General features: G+C 34.1%; 14 protein-coding genes. 8 read left to right on the forward strand and 6 right to left on the reverse strand.

The genetic code is table 11. The annotated features are described in order from the left end of the window. Positions 1-99: 99 nt before the first annotated feature. From K7G76_RS12965 to K7G76_RS12980, 4 genes are read left to right on the forward strand one after another with little or no spacing between them, the layout of a single operon-like run. Positions 100-426 carry a hypothetical protein gene (locus tag K7G76_RS12965; protein ID WP_223034647.1) on the forward strand — a complete coding sequence of 109 codons (327 nt, stop codon included), beginning with the start codon at positions 100-102 and terminating at the stop codon, positions 424-426. A gap of 1 nt (position 427) precedes the next feature. After that, the gene (locus K7G76_RS12970; RefSeq protein ID WP_223034648.1) at positions 428-592 is read left to right on the forward strand and encodes a hypothetical protein; all 165 of its coding nucleotides are present in this window, start codon (positions 428-430) and stop codon (positions 590-592) included. A 38-nt stretch (positions 593-630) separates the two neighbouring features. Continuing rightward, positions 631-2,061: a proton-conducting transporter transmembrane domain-containing protein gene (locus tag K7G76_RS12975; RefSeq protein ID WP_255573024.1), complete on the forward strand. Its 1,431-nt coding sequence runs from the start codon at positions 631-633 to the stop codon at positions 2,059-2,061. 5 nt (positions 2,062-2,066) lie between these two features. Beyond that, entirely contained in the window at positions 2,067-4,457 is a 2,391-nt protein-coding gene (locus K7G76_RS12980) for a DUF2309 domain-containing protein (RefSeq protein WP_223034650.1), read from the forward strand. 71 nt (positions 4,458-4,528) lie between these two features. On the opposite strand, the gene K7G76_RS12985 is transcribed toward K7G76_RS12980, so the two are convergent. Genes K7G76_RS12985 through K7G76_RS13000 form a run of 4 tightly spaced genes read right to left on the reverse strand, consistent with a single transcriptional unit; the run spans position 4,529 to position 11,233 of the window. Beyond that, positions 4,529-8,035, reverse strand: coding sequence for an efflux RND transporter permease subunit (locus K7G76_RS12985; RefSeq protein WP_223034651.1), 3,507 nt, complete (start codon positions 8,033-8,035; stop codon positions 4,529-4,531). A gap of 28 nt (positions 8,036-8,063) precedes the next feature. Then, positions 8,064-9,248 (reverse strand): efflux RND transporter periplasmic adaptor subunit, encoded by a 1,185-nt coding sequence (locus tag K7G76_RS12990; RefSeq protein ID WP_223034652.1) that lies wholly within the window; start codon positions 9,246-9,248, stop codon positions 8,064-8,066. Between the two features lie 13 nt (positions 9,249-9,261). Continuing rightward, positions 9,262-10,602, reverse strand: a complete 1,341-nt coding sequence (locus K7G76_RS12995) for a TolC family protein (protein ID WP_223034653.1) — start codon at positions 10,600-10,602, stop codon at positions 9,262-9,264. 22 nt (positions 10,603-10,624) lie between these two features. After that, complete coding sequence (locus K7G76_RS13000) at positions 10,625-11,233, reverse strand: TetR/AcrR family transcriptional regulator (RefSeq protein WP_223034654.1); 609 nt, start codon at positions 11,231-11,233, stop codon at positions 10,625-10,627. A 123-nt stretch (positions 11,234-11,356) separates the two neighbouring features. Between K7G76_RS13000 and K7G76_RS13005 the strand changes: the two genes are divergently transcribed. Continuing rightward, positions 11,357-12,331, forward strand: a complete 975-nt coding sequence (locus tag K7G76_RS13005) for a polyprenyl synthetase family protein (protein WP_223034655.1) — start codon at positions 11,357-11,359, stop codon at positions 12,329-12,331. After that, positions 12,331-12,678: a hypothetical protein gene (locus K7G76_RS13010; RefSeq protein WP_223034656.1), complete on the forward strand. Its 348-nt coding sequence runs from the start codon at positions 12,331-12,333 to the stop codon at positions 12,676-12,678. The genes K7G76_RS13005 and K7G76_RS13010 overlap by 1 nt, the downstream gene beginning before the upstream one ends. Here the strand turns inward: K7G76_RS13010 and K7G76_RS13015 are convergent. Then, positions 12,675-13,208 carry an alpha-ketoglutarate decarboxylase gene (locus tag K7G76_RS13015; RefSeq protein ID WP_223034657.1) on the reverse strand — a complete coding sequence of 178 codons (534 nt, stop codon included), beginning with the start codon at positions 13,206-13,208 and terminating at the stop codon, positions 12,675-12,677. The genes K7G76_RS13010 and K7G76_RS13015 overlap by 4 nt on opposite strands. Positions 13,209-13,317: 109 nt before the next feature. On the opposite strand from K7G76_RS13015, the gene K7G76_RS13020 reads away from it, so the two are divergent. Further along, complete coding sequence (locus K7G76_RS13020) at positions 13,318-16,074, forward strand: 2-oxoglutarate dehydrogenase E1 component (protein WP_223034658.1); 2,757 nt, start codon at positions 13,318-13,320, stop codon at positions 16,072-16,074. Positions 16,075-16,101: 27 nt separating this feature from the next. Beyond that, the gene (odhB, locus tag K7G76_RS13025) at positions 16,102-17,319 is read left to right on the forward strand and encodes a 2-oxoglutarate dehydrogenase complex dihydrolipoyllysine-residue succinyltransferase (RefSeq protein WP_223034659.1); all 1,218 of its coding nucleotides are present in this window, start codon (positions 16,102-16,104) and stop codon (positions 17,317-17,319) included. A gap of 526 nt (positions 17,320-17,845) precedes the next feature. Here the strand turns inward: odhB and K7G76_RS13030 are convergent. Next, positions 17,846-18,478 carry a response regulator transcription factor gene (locus K7G76_RS13030; RefSeq protein ID WP_223034660.1) on the reverse strand — a complete coding sequence of 211 codons (633 nt, stop codon included), beginning with the start codon at positions 18,476-18,478 and terminating at the stop codon, positions 17,846-17,848. Between the last annotated feature and the right edge of the window lie 34 nt (positions 18,479-18,512).

The raw sequence follows: 18,512 nt of genomic DNA on the forward strand, positions 1-18,512 counted from the left end.
TAATTTATGTATAGCATTACAAATATAAATAAAAATATATGATAATACTTTCTAATATTTGCATCAGATTTAATTGTTTAATTATAAAAATTCAAAAAAATGGAAACCAAAGAATTAGTTAAACCTGAAAAAATTAGTCAAAAAATTCAACTTGTTAAAGGTGAATTTACACCTTCTGAAGCTTCTCATGTCATAGGATCTTTGATAGATGAGAAGATTAATTTTCACAAAATTCAGAGACTTCAACAATGGGAAGGAAACCATTACAGTAATTCTGATGAGTTAGATGGTAGAATAAGTGAACTTCAAAAGGAAAAGGGCATTGCCAAAGAATTTATTGCGGAGTCATTTCGAAAAAACCAGATGATAAAAATTAATGGCGTTTTAGAAATTTCAATAATTGATAACGATTTAAAAGATAATTAAAATGGATTTACAAAAGTCAATGCTTCTACCAGTTTTAGGCATGTTCACATTAGCCATTTTTACATGTTTGGCCTATATGCGCAATTCAGCTTTTATTGATGAACTTTTAATATGTGGATTTGTTTTCTCTGCTATTTTCATTATGAAAATTCGTGCAAACACTTAATGACTTCTGAGTTATTTAACACTAATAAATTTTTAATTATGTCAAATATGAAAATTTCCTTTTTTTCTATTCAAAAAATCATCACTCGTTTTATGTGGTTGTTGTTCATCTGTATTTTTTCTTATGTGTTGTTCAACTTTTCCAATATTCCACAAGTAAAGCTAGGTGATTTATTTAGATTTAATGGTTTTGTAGCTCTTATTTGGTCTGTGGTTACATTTTTCAGTGGATTAATAGCAAGCTACAGTGAGAACTATTTGTCGGGCTTTAGATACCAAAACAAATTTTCGCTGTTGAGTTTAGGGTTTATGTTGTCAATAATGGTTTTTGTTTCGGCAAACCATATTCTCATATTTTTAGCTATGTGGCTTTTAATGGGTTTCATAATGTCACGATTGATTGGGGTACATTCTGATTGGGGTGAAGCTAAAGAGGCATCAAAATTTGCTTTTAACAACTTTCTGCTTGGCAGCCTTTTTTTAAGTTTAGGTCTAGTGCTTCTGGCTCTAAATACAAACTCGGTTACATTGAGTGATATTTTAGCAAACTTAAATAGTGTTCCTCATTATGTCCTTCTATTCGCGGCATTATTTGTTATAATAGCAGCAATCGTACAATCTGCAATTTTTCCATTCCATAAATGGTTGCTTTCAGCCATGACAGCTCCAACTCCTGCATCGGCACTGATGCATGCAGGTTTTGTTAATGGCTCTGGTATATTACTAACGCTTCTAGCTGTATTATTGGTAGAATCAAAATCGCTTAATATCCTTTTTTTAGTTGGAGGGTTGACAGCCATACTTGCTCAATTCACTAAACTCATTCAAGTTCAGGTAAAACAAAAATTAGCTTGTTCAACAATTGCCCAAATGGGTTTTATGATTATGCAGTGTGGATTAGGATTCTTTAATGCAGCCATTGCACACCTAATACTCCATGGGTTTTATAAAGCCTATTTGTTTTTATCATCTGGAGAAGAAATAAAATCATCTGACATTCAGAAACCACTAAATATCACTATAAAACCATTACAAGCATTGGTGGTATTGTTTTTTGGAATCATGGGAGCTTTTTTATTCAATTACTTTACGGGTAAAAGCTTTGCTCTTGATAGTAGTTTGTTTTTAACACTAATTGTTGCAATAACCGTTGGTCAAGCAACTTATAATATTGTTAAAGAAAAACACCTGACACCGCTTCAAAAAACGTTTTTGCCAACAATGCTGTTTTTTATTGGTATTTCAACCTATGCGCTAATGTACAATGCTGTAACAATCTTGATGGATGATATGGCTATTGTCTCACAGTCATATAAAATGTCTTTTATGGAAGTAGTTTTTGGTGTAATATTTTTCATTGGGTTTTTCATAATGAAATTGGGATTCTACAAAAACTATCCTTGGCTATATGTTAAGCTATTAAATATGTCACAGCCTCAAAAGAAAACTATTTTAATGTACAAACCATAATTATTATGATTGATATATCTATAAAACATAGTATAGAAGAAGCCTCAAAAGTTATAGGAAAAACTTGGCCGCTTTATTCATTTGTCACCTCAAACCCATTATCTGGTTATGAAAATCAACATTTCACTAAAGCTATTAAACAGGCAAGATTATTTTTAAACGCCCAAGTTTTTCCTAATGCAAGTCTCTTTCGCGATGCACTAGACCAAGGTGCTATTAATAGAAAATTACTTGTTAAAATGTTAAAGGAAAATGCATTTACAGAGTCGCCAGAGTTTTATTTGTCAGAACTGACTACTGGCAAAAATGAAGCTACCAATGATACTCATAAACTAGACAGAGTTATGTCAAAATGGTTGTCAGTTTTTATGGATGAAGGCCTGGCAGAATGGGAAATGCCAAATAAGCAAGAAGGATTCTTTAAGGCCTGGAGAAAGCTTGCTGTGTATGATAACAGTCTACCAAAATTGAGCCGTGATGATATCCCCTTATCAAGTGAGGAGGCCTTGAGCAGTTTTTTAAAAGATTTTCCAAAAGAAGATCACATAAAAATATTTACTTACCATTTGGCGGCTTTACCAGGTTGGACAGGCTACATCAATTACCGAAATACAACTAAATCAATAAGGCAAGAAACCTATCCTATTACTTTACAAGATTATTTAGCGGTCAGATTATGTATTGGAAAAATTACTAATGCCAAAATTGCTCCCGAAAAAACAACTATACCAGATGAAGATAAGCTATTTAATCTTCAATATATTTGGTTACAGGCATGGGAAAAAAGTTGGCAGAGTGAATTAGAACGTTTGCTGAAATCCCAAAAAATCACTCATGATTTTAACAAGGAGAGCACTGATGATTTAGAAGCTCAGATGGTGTTTTGTATTGATACCCGTTCAGAGCTCATTCGTAGGCATGTAGAATCTGCCGGCAAATATGAAACTTTTGGTTATGCTGGTTTTTTTGGAATTGCCATGGATTACAAATGTTTGGATAGCGAATTGTCCAGAAAGTCATGTCCGCCCATATTAGACTCATCCTATCAAGCTTCTGAAGTAACGTTAGAAAATAAAAAAGAGCAATTTGCAAAATATACTAGGATTACCAAATTGAATCAGTTTAAGGAATATTTTCTTAAACGCATGAAGAATATGTTACCGTCGGCTTTTGGATTTGTTGAGGGCAGTGGAGTTTTATATTTTTTATTCCTAATTGCTAGAACATTCGCACCAGGTTACTTGCTTAAGATTAATAAGAATAACGCTGTTGATCATGAATCGTTCTGTGAACCACAGCTAAAAATTATTGATAACACTTCAGATAATGAAGAAAAAATTTCATTGGAAGCGAAGGTGAACATCGTAAAATCTGCCTTTGATTTGATGGGTTGGAAGTCATTTTCTCCCATTGTACTTCTGGTGGGCCACGGAAGCCACTCTGCCAATAATCCCTTTGGATCTAGTTTAGATTGTGGAGCTTGTGCCGCTAGTCCAGGAAGGCATAATGCCAGAGTTTTTGCCAAATTGGCTAATGATTTTGAAGTGAGGGAAAACTTAAAAGAACTTCATGACATTGACATACCTGAATCAACAGTCTTTATTGGAGCAGAACATAACACAACGACAGATGAGATTATTTTATTTGATTCTGACGTTCCAAAGAGTCATTTAAAAACTGTTGCCAATTTAAAATTAAATTTAGCTAAAGCCCAACAAACAGCAACTCAAGAGCGAATGGGAATCAAAAACGGTAGCGTTGCATTAGCAAACAAAAAAGCAAATAATTGGTCTGACACACGTCCAGAATGGGGATTAGCAAAAAATGCATCGTTTATAATAGGCCCACGATCATTAAGTCAAGGTAAAAACCTAGACGGTCGATGTTTTTTACATTCCTACGATTGGCAAACAGATGAAAACGGTAAAGCACTAGAAGCTATTATGCAAGGGCCAATGGTTGTGACACAATGGATTAATAACCACTATTATTTTGCAATGGTAGATAATGATATTTTTGGTGGAGGATCAAAAATCACACATAATATTACAGGTAAATTTGGTGTTGTTCAAGGAAATGGTGGTGACCTTAAAATGGGTTTGCCTTTACAATCACTACAAGAAACAGATTCTAAAATGTATCACCAACCTTTGAGGTTATCTGTTGTCATTCAAGCACCTATTTCACGGGTGAGTGAAATTCTCTTAAGAAATGATAATATCAAAACCTTACTTGACAATGAATGGATTTATCTCATGGTAATGGATCCTACGGATAATAATAATTTTCATTATTATAAAAAACGTCTAGTATGGAAATCAGAAAATACCAAAATAAATAATCGCAATCAGCATCAAAACACCCATGTTTTTGAACTGGAGGAAAGCATTATTTAATAAAGAAATTTTAAATTAAATGAAAAAAGCCATAACAATTGTTACGGCTTTTTTCTGCTATTAATCAATCCTTATTTAAGGGATAAGGATTCACTTTCAATTTGTAAACTACCTTTACGTTTTTTGCGTAACCACATCTTCAACTTCATGACTAAGAAAAATAAAACGGGCACAATAACTAAAGTTAAAAATGTTGCAACAAATAGACCATAAATTACAGTCCAAGCCAATGGACCCCAGAAGATTACGTTATCTCCACCAATATAGATGTTTGGGTCAAAATCTTTAAATAAAGTAAAGAAGTTAATATTGAAACCAACTGCCAATGGAATTAAACCTAAAATAGTAGTTATTGCAGTAAGTAAAACAGGACGTAAACGCGCTTTACCAGCTCTAACAATAGATTCAAACAAATCATCTATTTCCAGATAGTCGCTTTCATCTATATTGAGGTCAACTTTTTTACGGTCAATTAGCAATTGCGCATAATCCAACAATACAACCCCATTGTTAACTACAACCCCAGCCAAAGAAATGATACCAACCATGGTCATCATAATTACAAAGGCACTACCTGTTATAACTATACCTCCAAAAACACCAATTAAGCTTAAGAAAATGGCCAACATTATAATTGTTGGTTTGGATATAGAGTTAAACTGGAATATCAATATGAAGAAAATAAGACCTAAACCTGTAAAGAATGCACCCATTAAAAAAGCCATTTGCTTGTTCTGTTCTTCAATTTGACCAGTATAATCGATTTTTATGTCTTTTGGAAGGCCTTCAAAACTTTTCATCTCGTTTCTAATTTGATTAACTACGGCTCCCGCATCTGTGTAACCTGGTGCTAGCGCAGAATATACGGTAACCACACGTTTGGTGTCTTTGTGTTTTATAGCACTGAAACCTGAAGTGTTTTCATAGGTCGCTATTGCAGAAACAGGTATTTCTTTAATTTGACCTGAAGCCATATCCCTAAACGTGATTTTTTGATTAAACAGCGCACTTTTGTCATAACGGTTTTCTTCATTAAACCTCACATAAATATCATAATCGTCACCATCTTCTTTGTAAATTCCAGCTTTAGATCCAAAAATCGAATTTCGAAGTTGCTGTCCTACTTGTGAAGCACTAATGCCTAATTCACCAGCTTTTTCACGGTCAACTACTACGCGCATAATAGGCTTGTCCTTATTGACATCAATTTTCAATTCATCAACACCAGGTACATTTTTACTATTAATAAACTCTCGCATCTTTTCAGCTATGTTAATTAGCTGATTATAATCCTTTCCTTCAATTTCAATATTGATAGGAGCGCCTGCAGGAGGTCCAGCAGCGTCTTTTTCAACTGATATAAGAACACCTGGGTAAATACCTACCAATGATTTTTGAACTTTTTGGCGTAAAATTTCACTGTCTTCACCTCGACGATATTTAAACTCACGCATAGAAGCGGTTATCTTGGCTTTATGAGGCATTTCGGCTGCAGATCCACCATCAGTTTGCGGATTACCAGCACCCTCACCTACTTGTGATACGGCACTTTCTACCATAAAGTTATGAGTGCCGTCTTTGTAATGCGAATCGTCCAACACCTTGTAAACACGCTTTTCAATTTCTTTTGTTATGGCATTGGTTTTTTCAATGGCTGTTCCTTCAGGATACTCAATGTAAACAATAATCTGATTAGGAATATTATCTGGGAAAAATTCCACTTTGGTACGTTGTGTTGATAGCGACATTCCAAAAGTCATGAATGCTACAATCAATAATAAAAATGTCCCCATACTCAATGCTATGGGTCTCCACCTAGATAATGACCAACGTAGTGTTCTTTCATAGAAACGTTCCAATTTTACCAGAGTCTTGGTTTGGAAATTGTTAGCCCATTTACGTAAAAATATTCGATAAACCCACAGCATAATAGCCGTAAACACCATTAAGGAACCTAAAGCTCTGTATTCTCCGGCAACAAAATACACCAGTAATCCAAAGACAACCATAATTGATGTAGTTGTTACAATTTGTTTAAGTGGCATATCCTTATCTTCAATACTCATAAACTGCGATACCAATACAGAGTTGAAAAATATGGCTACAAATAGTGAAGAACCTAGTACTATAGAAAGTGTTTGGGGAAGTATAATCATAAACTCACCCATAATACCCGGCCATAACCCAAGAGGAATAAAAGCAGCAACTGTAGTTGCCGTCGAAATGATAATAGGGAAAGCAATTTCACCTATACCTTTTTTAGCTGCTTGAATACGGCTCATGCTTTCTTCGTCCATAAGTCGGTAAACATTTTCAACAACCACAATACCATTATCAACCAGCATACCTAATCCCATAATAAGTCCAAAAAGTACCATTGTATTAAGGGTAATGCCGAACATATTTAGAATCATGAGGGACATAAACATGGACATTGGAATAGCAAAACCAACAAAAATGGCATTTTTAAAACCGAGGAAGAACATTAAAACGGTTACAACCAAAATAACACCAAAGATGATATTGTTTACCAAGTCATCTACTTGTCCGATAGTTACTGAAGATTGGTCGTTTGCAATGGTAACCTCTAAATCTTGTGGAAATACATTCTCTTTGGCGTTCTTTACAATTTCATGAATCTGTTGAGCCGCTGCAACCATATTTTTGCCAGCACGTTTTTTAACATCAAGCATTACAACAGGTTCACCATATTCCCTTGCAAAAGTTGTTTTATCTTCTTCTTTAAAACTGACAGTAGCAATATCTTTTAAGTAAATAGGATTGTCATGTTCTGATTTAACTACAAAATTTTCTAAATCAGAGGGGTTTTCAATTTCCCCTAGTATTCTTATGGTTCTTCTCTGTCCACTTGCTTTTATGTTTCCTGCAGACATGGTTACATTACCACCGTTAATAGCTCCAATGACATCACTAAATGATACCTGAGCAGCCATCATTTTATAAATATCTACAGCAACTTCAACTTCTTTTTCTTGTGCGCCACGAATGGCAACTTCTTTGATTTCTAGTAAATCTTCAATTTCATCCTGTAGGTATTCACCAAATTCTTTTAACTTATCAACAGGATAGTCACCTGAAATATTGATATTAAGTATGGGCATTTCTTCAGACATACTTAAATCGAAAACATCGGGTTCTACTTTGGCATCATTAAATGTAGGCCAATCTTCGCCTGTTGTTTTTGATTCGACTTCGTCTTTGACTTTTAGTTTTGCTTCTTCAACGGTCACACCCTCATCAAACTCTACGATGACCATGGAGTAGTCTTCTTGAGATGTTGAGGTAATTTCTACAACATTACTAACAGTTTTAAGTTCATCTTCTAATGGGTCTGTTATAAGTTTTTCAATATCCTCTGCTGTGTTCCCAGGATAAACGGTACTTACATAAATTTTGGTTTCGTTTACTTCAGGGAAATTTTCTCTGGGCATTTCAAAGAATGCTGAAATACCTAAATAAAAAAACACTAAAATAAGGACATATATCGTGGTCTTGTTATTTATGGCCCAAGATGACAGCCCAAATTCTTTATCGACTTTTTTTTGTCTTTCGGTCATGTTTTAAATCTTTTGACTTATGGTTAGTTTATTGTGCAGTTTCATTGTAGTCAATCACTTCAACTGATTGGCCATCTTTTACACTTCGAGCACCTTCTTTGATAATTTCAGCGTTGTTTTCAATTCCAGACAGGACTTCAATAACATCGCCTTGTGTTTTTCCAGTAGTGATTATGGTCTTTTTAGCAACACCTACATTTTTAGCATTCTTTTCTGAAACGGTATATATATATTGTTCACCTTCGGCATTTTCCGAAATAACGCTTTGAGGAATTAATATAGCCTCTTTATTTGTGTAGTCGTTAATTTTTAGTTTAGCCGTTAAGTTCGGTTTGATATTTTTTTCAGAGTTTGGAATACCAACTTCAACCTTAAATGTTCTATTTGAAGGATTAATAAAGTCACCAGCTTGGCGTACTTCGGTTTCAATTGTCTTTCCTAAAACCGGAAACTCCACTACCACGTGTTTTCCTCTGGTAACATCTTCAATATAGCGCTCTGGAACTTCGGTTTCAATATACATGTTGTTAAGGTTTACCAATCTAAAAAGTTGGGACTGACCAGCAGCAACTACGCTTCCTTGTTCGGTAATGACATCGTCAATAGTTCCGGAAAAGGGTGCTTTTACAACAGTTTTTGCAATTTGTTGATTAAGTTGGTTTACAGCTTTTTCTTGAGCTTCATAATTAGACTTGGCTTGTAAATACTGAATTTCACTACCTATATTTTGATCCCATAATCGTTTTTGGCGTTCATAGGTAGTTTTGGCTAAATCGGTTTGGATTTGTAATTGAGCCAATTGTTGACCTAAACCACCATCATCAATTTTAGCGAGTGTTTGTCCTTTGCTTACTTTTTGACCTTCTTTTACATAAACTTGGGTTAATATGCCATTGTATTCAGGAGTAATAACCAAAAGGTTTTTGGTAGTTACATTTCCCTGAATTTCAAAATAATGGTTAAAAGGTTCTGTTTTAGCTTTAAAGGTTGTGATTAAAGGTACTTTTTTTACAGTATCAATTTTAGATATGGCTTCATCTAAAGACGCCAATTGACTGTTGATGGTCTGTTGTTGTTCTACAATTTCAGCTCGTTTTTGGCGCATGAGTTCTAAATCGTCAGAGCTTAATACGTTTTCGAGTGAGTTTTTTTTACCTTCTCCGCAAGAGGCTAAAAGAAGTGTTATTATAATTAATGTTAGTATGTTTTTCATGTTATTTAATGACTTAATAATTAACGGTGTTAAGTATGGTTTCTAATTCGGCTTTTTTGGCAATAACGTTAAACATAGCTTGTAAATATTCTTGTTGAGCCGTGTATAATTGGGTTTGTGCCTGTCTTAATTCAAAACTTGTTGCTATGCCTTCGAAGAATTTGGTTTCATTTTTGGCTTCTATTCGTTCGGCAAGATTTAAATTTTCTTTTTTATTGGAATAATCATCAATTGCAAATTGATATGCGCTTTTTGCATTAGCAATTTGAAATTGCAACTGTTGCTCTACTTCTGTTAACTCTTCTTCTGCTTTGGCAACTTCAATTTTAGCACGCTGTACTGAAGCACGTCTTAATCCAGAGCTAAAAATTGGAATATTCATGGACACACCAAACTGTGCTTGACCAAACCAATTTTGATTATTGTTTGCAAAAGTAAATTCTTCACTAAAACCATTGTAACCAGCAGTTACAAAACCATTTAAACGTGGTAAGTACGCGCTTTTTTCCAGTTTTAGTAAAAGCTCTTGCGTTTCCATATAATTGGATGCAATGCGATAATCGATAGCATTTTCTACACTGTCATCTGTATTTAATAAATCAAGCGAAATGTTTTGAAGGGTTAAAGTTTCCAAATCGTCTGATAATGTAGTAATGGAGTTTACATCTAGACCTAATGTAATGTTGAACATTTTATAGGCTAAATCTTTTAAGCGAATATTATTGTTTAAGTAGCTTTTTAAACTCGTTAAAGTTATTTGAAGCTGCTCAACACTTTCTTCTTCACCCAATCCGTTTTCATATATTTTTGTAGTTTCATTAAGGTTCTTTTCTAGAACAGCTATATTGTTCTCTACAATCGTTAAACTTTCATCGGCAAGTAATACATTGCCATAGGCATTGATAACCGCCTTGCGAACTTCTAAATCTGTTTTTACTTTAGAGTTTTCAGAGATCAATAAATACACTTTAGCAGCTTGAAGCCCAACTAGGTAAGAGCCATCAAAAAGTAATTGATTTAAAGTAGCACCAGCAACCATACTTTGTTGTGTTCCAAATGTTACTGGTACAAATGTGCCTGGTTCTCCACCAGCAATTTCGCCTGGCAATAACGAAATTTGTTGTTTGATCCAATTTTGATAGTCTATATTACCATTTATTTGTGGTAAACCTGTTGCAGTGGTTTCCCATTTTTCTTTTTCAGCAATTTTAACATCGCGAATGGCATTTTTTGCATTTCTATTATTTTCAAGAGCGAAATCAATTGCTTCTTGTAATGTAAAGCTATATGAGTTTTCCTGACCAAATGTTATTGTGGTGAAAAGAAAACCTATTAAATAAATAATATGTTTCATGAATAGTTTTTTCTGTAGGTTTTTAATTTGATTGATTGACTTTTAAATATTCATTTAGCAGCTCAAGACCTTTAGGCGTACAAATACCGCGTAAGTGATATTCGAGATAGTTGTCCATAAGGGTTTTCATTGAAAAATTCTCAAGAGGAAAAAGACCCTTGTCCTTTAATGACATCATACAATTAAAATAGATTTTAGAAATAAAGGTTACATTCAGATTCTCTCTATATAAACCAATTTTTTTTCCGCGTTCTAAATTGCAGCTCACGCAATCATCCATTACACAATATTGTTTTTCTTTAATATCTTTAAATATCTTGGGATAATATTTTTCCAATTGGTATTGTGGTGATGACTTTTCATCTTTAAGATTATGCATCAGGAATTTTTTGATTTCGTAAATCTCCTCAATAGGATTTTTTTCCATATCCCTAATATCTTCAATACCACTTGAAATAAATTGGAACAAGTACATTACGGATTCTTCTACCAAGATGTTTTTGTTTTCAAAGTATTGGTAAATGGTTTTTTTAGATATGCCCAAATTATTGGCAATATCATCCATAGTCACACTTTTAAAACCATAGGTTAAGAATAAATCAACAGCTGTTTTTAAAATATCTTCTTTCATAATTGTTGGCAAAAGTACAGAAGGAAACTTTAAAAACAAAAAAAGTTTCCAAAGTTTTAATGATTTTTTAACATTGCAATCAAGAAGTTGTTTTAATCCTGCCAATTACTTTACTTTTGCATAATGCAGAATATTTCATTTTATCAAGAGGCTTTTACGAATCATTTAAAGGAGTTTTTAAAGGAGCGAGAGCCAGCGAGTTTATATAATCCCATAAATTATATTCTCAAACTGGGAGGAAAACGCTTAAGACCTGTTTTGACCTTAATGACAGCAGAAGTTTTTGATGTGGATTTTAAAAAAGCGCTTGATGCAGCCTTAAGCGTTGAAGTGTTTCATAATTTTTCTTTAGTTCACGATGATATTATGGACGATGCACCTTTGCGTCGCGGACAAGAAACGGTTCATGAAAAATGGGATGTTAATACAGGCATATTGTCTGGAGATGCAATGCTTATCATGGCCTATAAATTATTTGAAAACTATGAGAGTGAAACATTTCAGTCATTGGCTAAATTGTTTAGCAAAACGGCCTTAGAAGTCTGTGAAGGGCAACAATACGATGTTGATTTTGAGACTAGAGACGACGTTGTTATAGCTGAATATCTAAAAATGATTGAATACAAAACAGCGGTATTGGTAGGGGCTGCAATGAAAATGGGAGCTATTGTTGCTAAAGCCAATGTGCAAGACCAGAATAATATTTATGAGTTTGGAAAAAATTTAGGTATTGCTTTTCAGTTGCAAGATGATTATTTAGATGCTTTTGGGGATCCTAAATCCTTTGGCAAGCAAATGGGTGGAGATATTATCGAAAACAAGAAAACTATTCTATACTTAAAAACACAAGAACTGGGTTCAGAAGAAGACAAGAAACAAATAGAACATTTATACAGTCTAAAACCCAACGACCATACAGATAAGATTGAAACTATAAAATCAATTTTTGAGTCTTCTGGTGCTGCAGCTGCCACAAAAAATGAAATTATGTTGTTTACAAACAAGGCTTTTAGTGTATTAGACAATCTAAATATTTCTGATTCAAAAAAAGCAGTATTAAAAGCTTTCGGAGTACAATTAATGAACCGTTCTGTTTAATGCAATTACCACAGACATTCAATGAATTAATTGCTGAAGCCGAAAGTCTTAAGCTATATAAACAGTTGGTTGTACAACTTAACAAGGATTTAGCCTTAGCTAATATAGATTTAAGCTTTTCTGAAGATGTTTTGCCTACGAGTTTAAAATTGTTATTGCACGAAATGATCTATAAATTAATACAGGAACGATTTATGGATTATCTTAATTTACTGTATATTATTGATGTTTCAGAAAAGAGAATTAAAACACTTGATGGTATTGATACTCTTGAAATGTCTGAGAAAGTTGCCTTTATGATACTTCAGCGTGAGTGGCAAAAAGTCTGGTTCAGGAACAAGTACTAAAAGTAAACCCGCACAAATGGAGCCCATGAGTTAGCATAAATACTTTTATCTCTATCATAAAGAACATCAAATCGAATACCCATGGCTACAGGCCCAGCGTTATAGCCAACACCCATAAACAATGCTGGATACCAATAATTTTCATCTAAAAAAGGAGTAGAACTATTGTAATTCCTGTTCACATTTAACTGTTCAAACTCTGCTGAAAGTTGTAGCTGTGGTATGGGGTTGTATAAACCAATTAAGCTGCCTCCAATAATTGAAGACCTATAAAAGTTCTTTTCTTCATTATAGGTATAATTGGCGCCCAATCCCATGGCGAATTGTGGATTAAAACGGTAGATGGCACTTGGTGCAATAGTTCCGCCAAAAAAGCCATCGCCAAAACTTAATCCAACGCTGCCTCCAAAGGCAACATGCTGCCAAAATTCACTTTTGTTTTGCGACTGTACAGAAAATATCAATCCGAATAAAAGCACAAGAAAAACGCTTGTTTTTTTTAATGAATTACTTTGAGTATTCTTTTTCATTTTAAATATTTTAAATCTATGTTATAAAAATAATAAAAGCATACCTAATTTTCTTAAAAGTTGTACTTTTGTACAAATTTATTAGAACGATTTAGTTTTAACCTATTTTATGGATAAATATTCCTTTTTAAACGCCGCTCATACAGCCTATTTCGCTGATTTGTACGAACAATATTTAGAAAATCCTGATTCTGTTGAACCAAGTTGGAGAGCCTTTTTTCAAGGTTACGATTTTGGTAGTGAGAATTATGGGATGGATGGCGAAATTATTGAAGGTGTTTCAACACAAATTCCAGAACATGTTCATAAGGAATTTCAAGTTCTTAAATTAATAGATGGCTATAGGACTCGCGGACATTTATTTACAAAAACAAACCCTGTTCGAGCGAGAAGAAGATATGCGCCAACACTTGAAATTGAAAATTTTGGGTTATCACAAAATGATCTGGATACCGTTTTTAATGCCGGTGAGATTTTAGGAATTGGTGCCCAAAAGCTAAATGTAATTATTGATCATTTAGAAAAAATATATTGTGATTCCATTGGTGTAGAATATATGTATATTAGAAAGCCAGAAGAGATTAAGTGGATTCAAAGTAAATTGAATATAAATGACAATCAGCCAAACTTCACGGCTGAAGAGAAAAAACATATTCTAAAAAAATTAAACGAAGCGGTTTCGTTTGAAACGTTTTTGCATACAAAATATGTGGGTCAAAAACGATTTTCATTAGAGGGTGGCGAGACTCTAATCCCAGCTCTTGATACATTAATTGAAAAAGCTTCAAAATATGATGTTAAGGAGTTTGTGATGGGTATGGCTCATAGAGGCCGTTTAAGTACACTTACAAACATATTTGGGAAATCGGCAAAAGATATTTTTAGTGAGTTTGATGGTAAGGATTATGAGCAAGAGGTTTTTGATGGTGATGTAAAGTACCATTTAGGTTGGACAAGTGACCGGATCACCGATTCAGGTAAAAAAATCAATCTTAACATAGCGCCAAACCCTTCACACCTAGAAACAGTTGGAGCAGTAGTAGAAGGAATAGTTAGAGCTAAACAAGACGATAAGTACCCTGAAAATCCGTCGCAGGTTTTACCAATTGTTGTTCATGGCGATGCAGCCATTGCTGGTCAAGGCTTGGTTTATGAGGTTGTGCAAATGGCACAGCTTGATGGTTATAAAACAAATGGAACAATTCACATTGTAGTTAACAATCAAATAGGGTTCACAACCAACTATTTAGATGCGCGATCTAGTACTTACTGTACAGATGTTGGTAAAGTAACACTATCTCCAGTTTTACACGTTAATGCAGATGATGCCGAAGCTGTAGTACATGCTATGTTGTTTGCTTTAGATTTTAGGATGACGTTTAAACGCGATGTATTTATAGATTTGTTGGGTTATAGAAAGTATGGTCATAATGAAGGTGACGAGCCACGTTTCACGCAGCCCTTACTATACAAAGCAATTGCAAAACATCAAAATCCGCGAGATATATATGCTGCACGATTAATGTCTGAAGGTGTTGTTGATCAGGCATATGTAAAGCAACTGGAGGAGAATTATAAATCTAAATTAGAAGAGAATTTAGAAGATTCTCGAAAAGAGGATAAGACTGTTATAACAGCATTTATGCAGAATGAATGGGAGAATTATACATCTGTTCAAGAAGATGAAATGATGAAGAGAATAGATACCACCTATTCTAAAGAAGGTTTGTCTAAAATTGCCGATGTTATTTCAACATTACCTAAAGACAAAAAATTCATCCGTAAAATATCACGATTGGTTGAATCTAGACGAACTATGTTTGATGAAGATAAGTTAGATTGGGCTATGGCAGAACATTTAGCTTATGGAACACTTTTAGAAGAAGGGCATGATGTCAGAATTTCAGGTCAGGATGTTGAACGTGGAACATTTTCACACCGTCATGCAGTAGTTAAAGTTGAAGATAGCGAAGAAGAAGTTGTGTTGCTGAATACTATAAGTGACAATCAAGGCAAATTCTTTATTTACAATTCGTTGTTGTCAGAATATGGTGTTGTTGGTTTTGATTACGGTTATGCAATGGCTAGCCCTAAAACCCTCACTATTTGGGAAGCACAGTTTGGAGACTTTAGTAATGGAGCTCAAATCATGTTGGACCAATATATTTCAGCTGCAGAAGATAAGTGGAAATTACAGAATGGTTTGGTTATGTTATTACCTCATGGATATGAAGGTCAAGGCGCAGAACATTCATCAGCACGTATGGAACGCTATCTGCAATTGTGCGCTAAAGACAATATGTATGTTGCCGATTGTACAACACCAGCCAATATGTATCATTTGTTACGTAGACAAATGAAGGCTAATTTTAGAAAACCACTTATTGTTTTCACACCTAAAAGTTTGTTGAGGCATCCACGTGTTATTTCAACAGTTGATGAGTTTGCAAATGGAAGTTTCCAAATGCTTATAGACGATAAGCAAGCTGAAGTTTCCAAAATAAAAACATTAGTTTTTATGACAGGTAAATTCTACTACGATTTATTGGAAGAACGTGAAAAATTGGAACGCGATGATGTTGCATTGGTAAGAATAGAGCAATTGTTCCCATTACCAATTGATGAAATACGAAACATTTTAAGCAAATATAAAGGTGCTGATGATGTAGTTTGGGCACAAGAGGAGCCTAGAAATATGGGTGCTTACAGTCATATGCTTATGCACTTGGATGAAGCCAAAACGTTTAGAGCAGCTTCAAGACGAGCATACAGTGCGCCAGCAGCTGGTAGTGCCGTGCGTTCTAAAAAAAGACATCAAGAGGTGATAGATTATGTTTTTGACAAAACAAAAAACAACCAACGTTAATTAAAGAATACTAAAATAGGAAACAGAATGATTTTAGAAATGAAAGTTCCCTCTCCTGGGGAATCTATAACAGAAGTCGAAATTGCTACTTGGTTAGTAGAAGACGGTGATTATGTAGAAAAAGATCAGGCTATTGCAGAAGTAGATAGTGATAAAGCTACATTAGAACTTCCAGCAGAAGCAAGTGGGGCAATTACACTAAAAGCCGAAGAAGGCGATGCCGTTGCAGTAGGTCAAGTGGTTTGCCTTATTGATACTAGTGCTGAAAAACCAGAAGGTCAAGCTTCAGCTTCTATAGATATAAAAGATAAGGCTCCCGAAGCACCAGCTCAAACAACTGTTGTAAGTAGTGAGAGCAATACTTATGCAACAGGTACGGCAAGTCCAGCTGCAAAAAAGATATTGGCTGAAAAAGATATATCAGTATCGAATGTTGTTGGCACAGGTAAAGATGGCCGAATTACTAAAGAAGATGCTGTTAAAGCAGTTCCATCAATGGGTAAAGAGGTAAATGTAGAAGGAAGAGGTACATCAAGAAGTAAAATGTCTATGCTACGACGTAAAGTAGCGGAGCGTTTAGTGGAAGCAAAAAATACAACGGCAATGTTGACTACTTTTAACGAGGTAGATATGTCACCTATTTTTGCCTTACGTAAAGAATATAAAGAAGCGTTCAAAGAAAAGCATGGTGTGAGCTTAGGCTTTATGTCATTCTTTACTTTGGCTGTTGTTAGAGCATTAAAGATGTATCCTGCAGTTAATTCAATGATTGACGGTAAGGAAATGATTAGCTATGATTTTGTTGATGTTTCTATCGCAGTATCTGGTCCAAAAGGCCTTATGGTACCTGTTATTCGTAATGCTGAAAAATTAACGTTTAGAGGTGTAGAGGCCGAAGTAAAACGATTGGCAATTCGTGCTCGTGATGGTCAAATTACTGTAGATGAAATGACAGGCGGTACATTTACCATTTCTAATGGTGGTGTTTTTGGCAGTATGTTGTCTACACCAATTATAAATCCACCGCAAAGTGGAATACTAGGCATGCACAATATTGTTGAAAGACCTGTTGCAATTGATGGCAAAGTTGAAATCCGACCAATTATGTATGTGGCACTATCTTACGATCACAGAATTATAGATGGTAAAGAATCTGTAGGATTTTTAGTAGCTGTAAAAGAAGCTTTAGAAAATCCAACAGAACTGCTAATGGATAATAATATTAAGCAAGCACTTGAATTATAATATTTTCAGGATAAAAAAATAAAAAGCGCCAGCTCAATAGTTGGCGCTTTTTTCTTGTAATTAACTAACTAAAAAAAACTAACAAGAATATTTATCGAAATTACAGTAATTACAACTATGACTAATCCAATTATAAAGTACGTATTTTTGCTGCTATTTGTTTCCATAATATAATTGTCTTCTGGTAGTTCAGGCATTATTATAAGAATTTTGGGAATGTAAATTTAAGATGTATTTACTGTATAAAAAATACGTACTTATACGTATTTTTTGCAAAAAAGAAGCTCAAAACCTTTTTAATGGTAATGAGCCTCTAACAATTCCCTGTAATAATTAATAGCAGTGTAAAAGTACGTTGAATTAGAACTAAAAAAAATACGTACTTATACGTATTTTTCATAAAAAAAGGCTTCAAAACAATTTGCTTCAAAGCCTTTAAGTTCTCCCTAAATATAGAACTTGATTAATAGCAATGTAAAATTACATAATAATCAGGTATTAAAAAATACGTACTTGTACGTATTTTTTATAATAAGCTTTTGTTTTTTGTTGCCCAAAGAAATAAAGATGAAGGACGGTTCTCAAGCTTTAATTTATGGACAATATTGCTTCTGTGCGTTGTTACCGTTCTGATAGATATTTTAAGAGTATTAGCAATATCTTGGCTGGTGTAATTATCTGCTATATACTTAAGTATTTTTAATTCAGATTTAGTTAAACCTTTTATGTCAACAGGTTTGGCCAAAGGGATAGATTCAGTGAGGTAAGTAGCTATTTCATCACTAAAGTAAGGATTTCCTTTTTTAACATTCTCAATACACTTTTCTATTTCTTCTATGGCAAATTCTTTCAATATATAGCCATAAACATTTAAATCTTTAGCCCTGTCGTAAAGAGCCTCACCTTTATCAAAGGTTATTAAAATAATTTTTGTTTCAATATTGTTTTTTTGACACTCCTCTGCTACCTCCAGTCCTGTTTTATAAGGCATTCTAATGTCTAAAATAGCTATTTGTGGTTTTAGCTTTATTATAAGATTGTATGCTTCTTGACCATCAGTAGCACTTCCAATAATGTTGTACCCTTTTGATTCTAGAAAGTCGTTCAGACCTCTTAACATGAGTGGGTGATCATCAGCAATAATTATAGAAGGGGTCATGTGTAGAAGACTGATTTGGATTATGCCATAAAAA

The organism is Hanstruepera marina, assembly GCF_019880635.1.
GTDB lineage: Bacteria > Bacteroidota > Bacteroidia > Flavobacteriales > Flavobacteriaceae > Hanstruepera > Hanstruepera marina.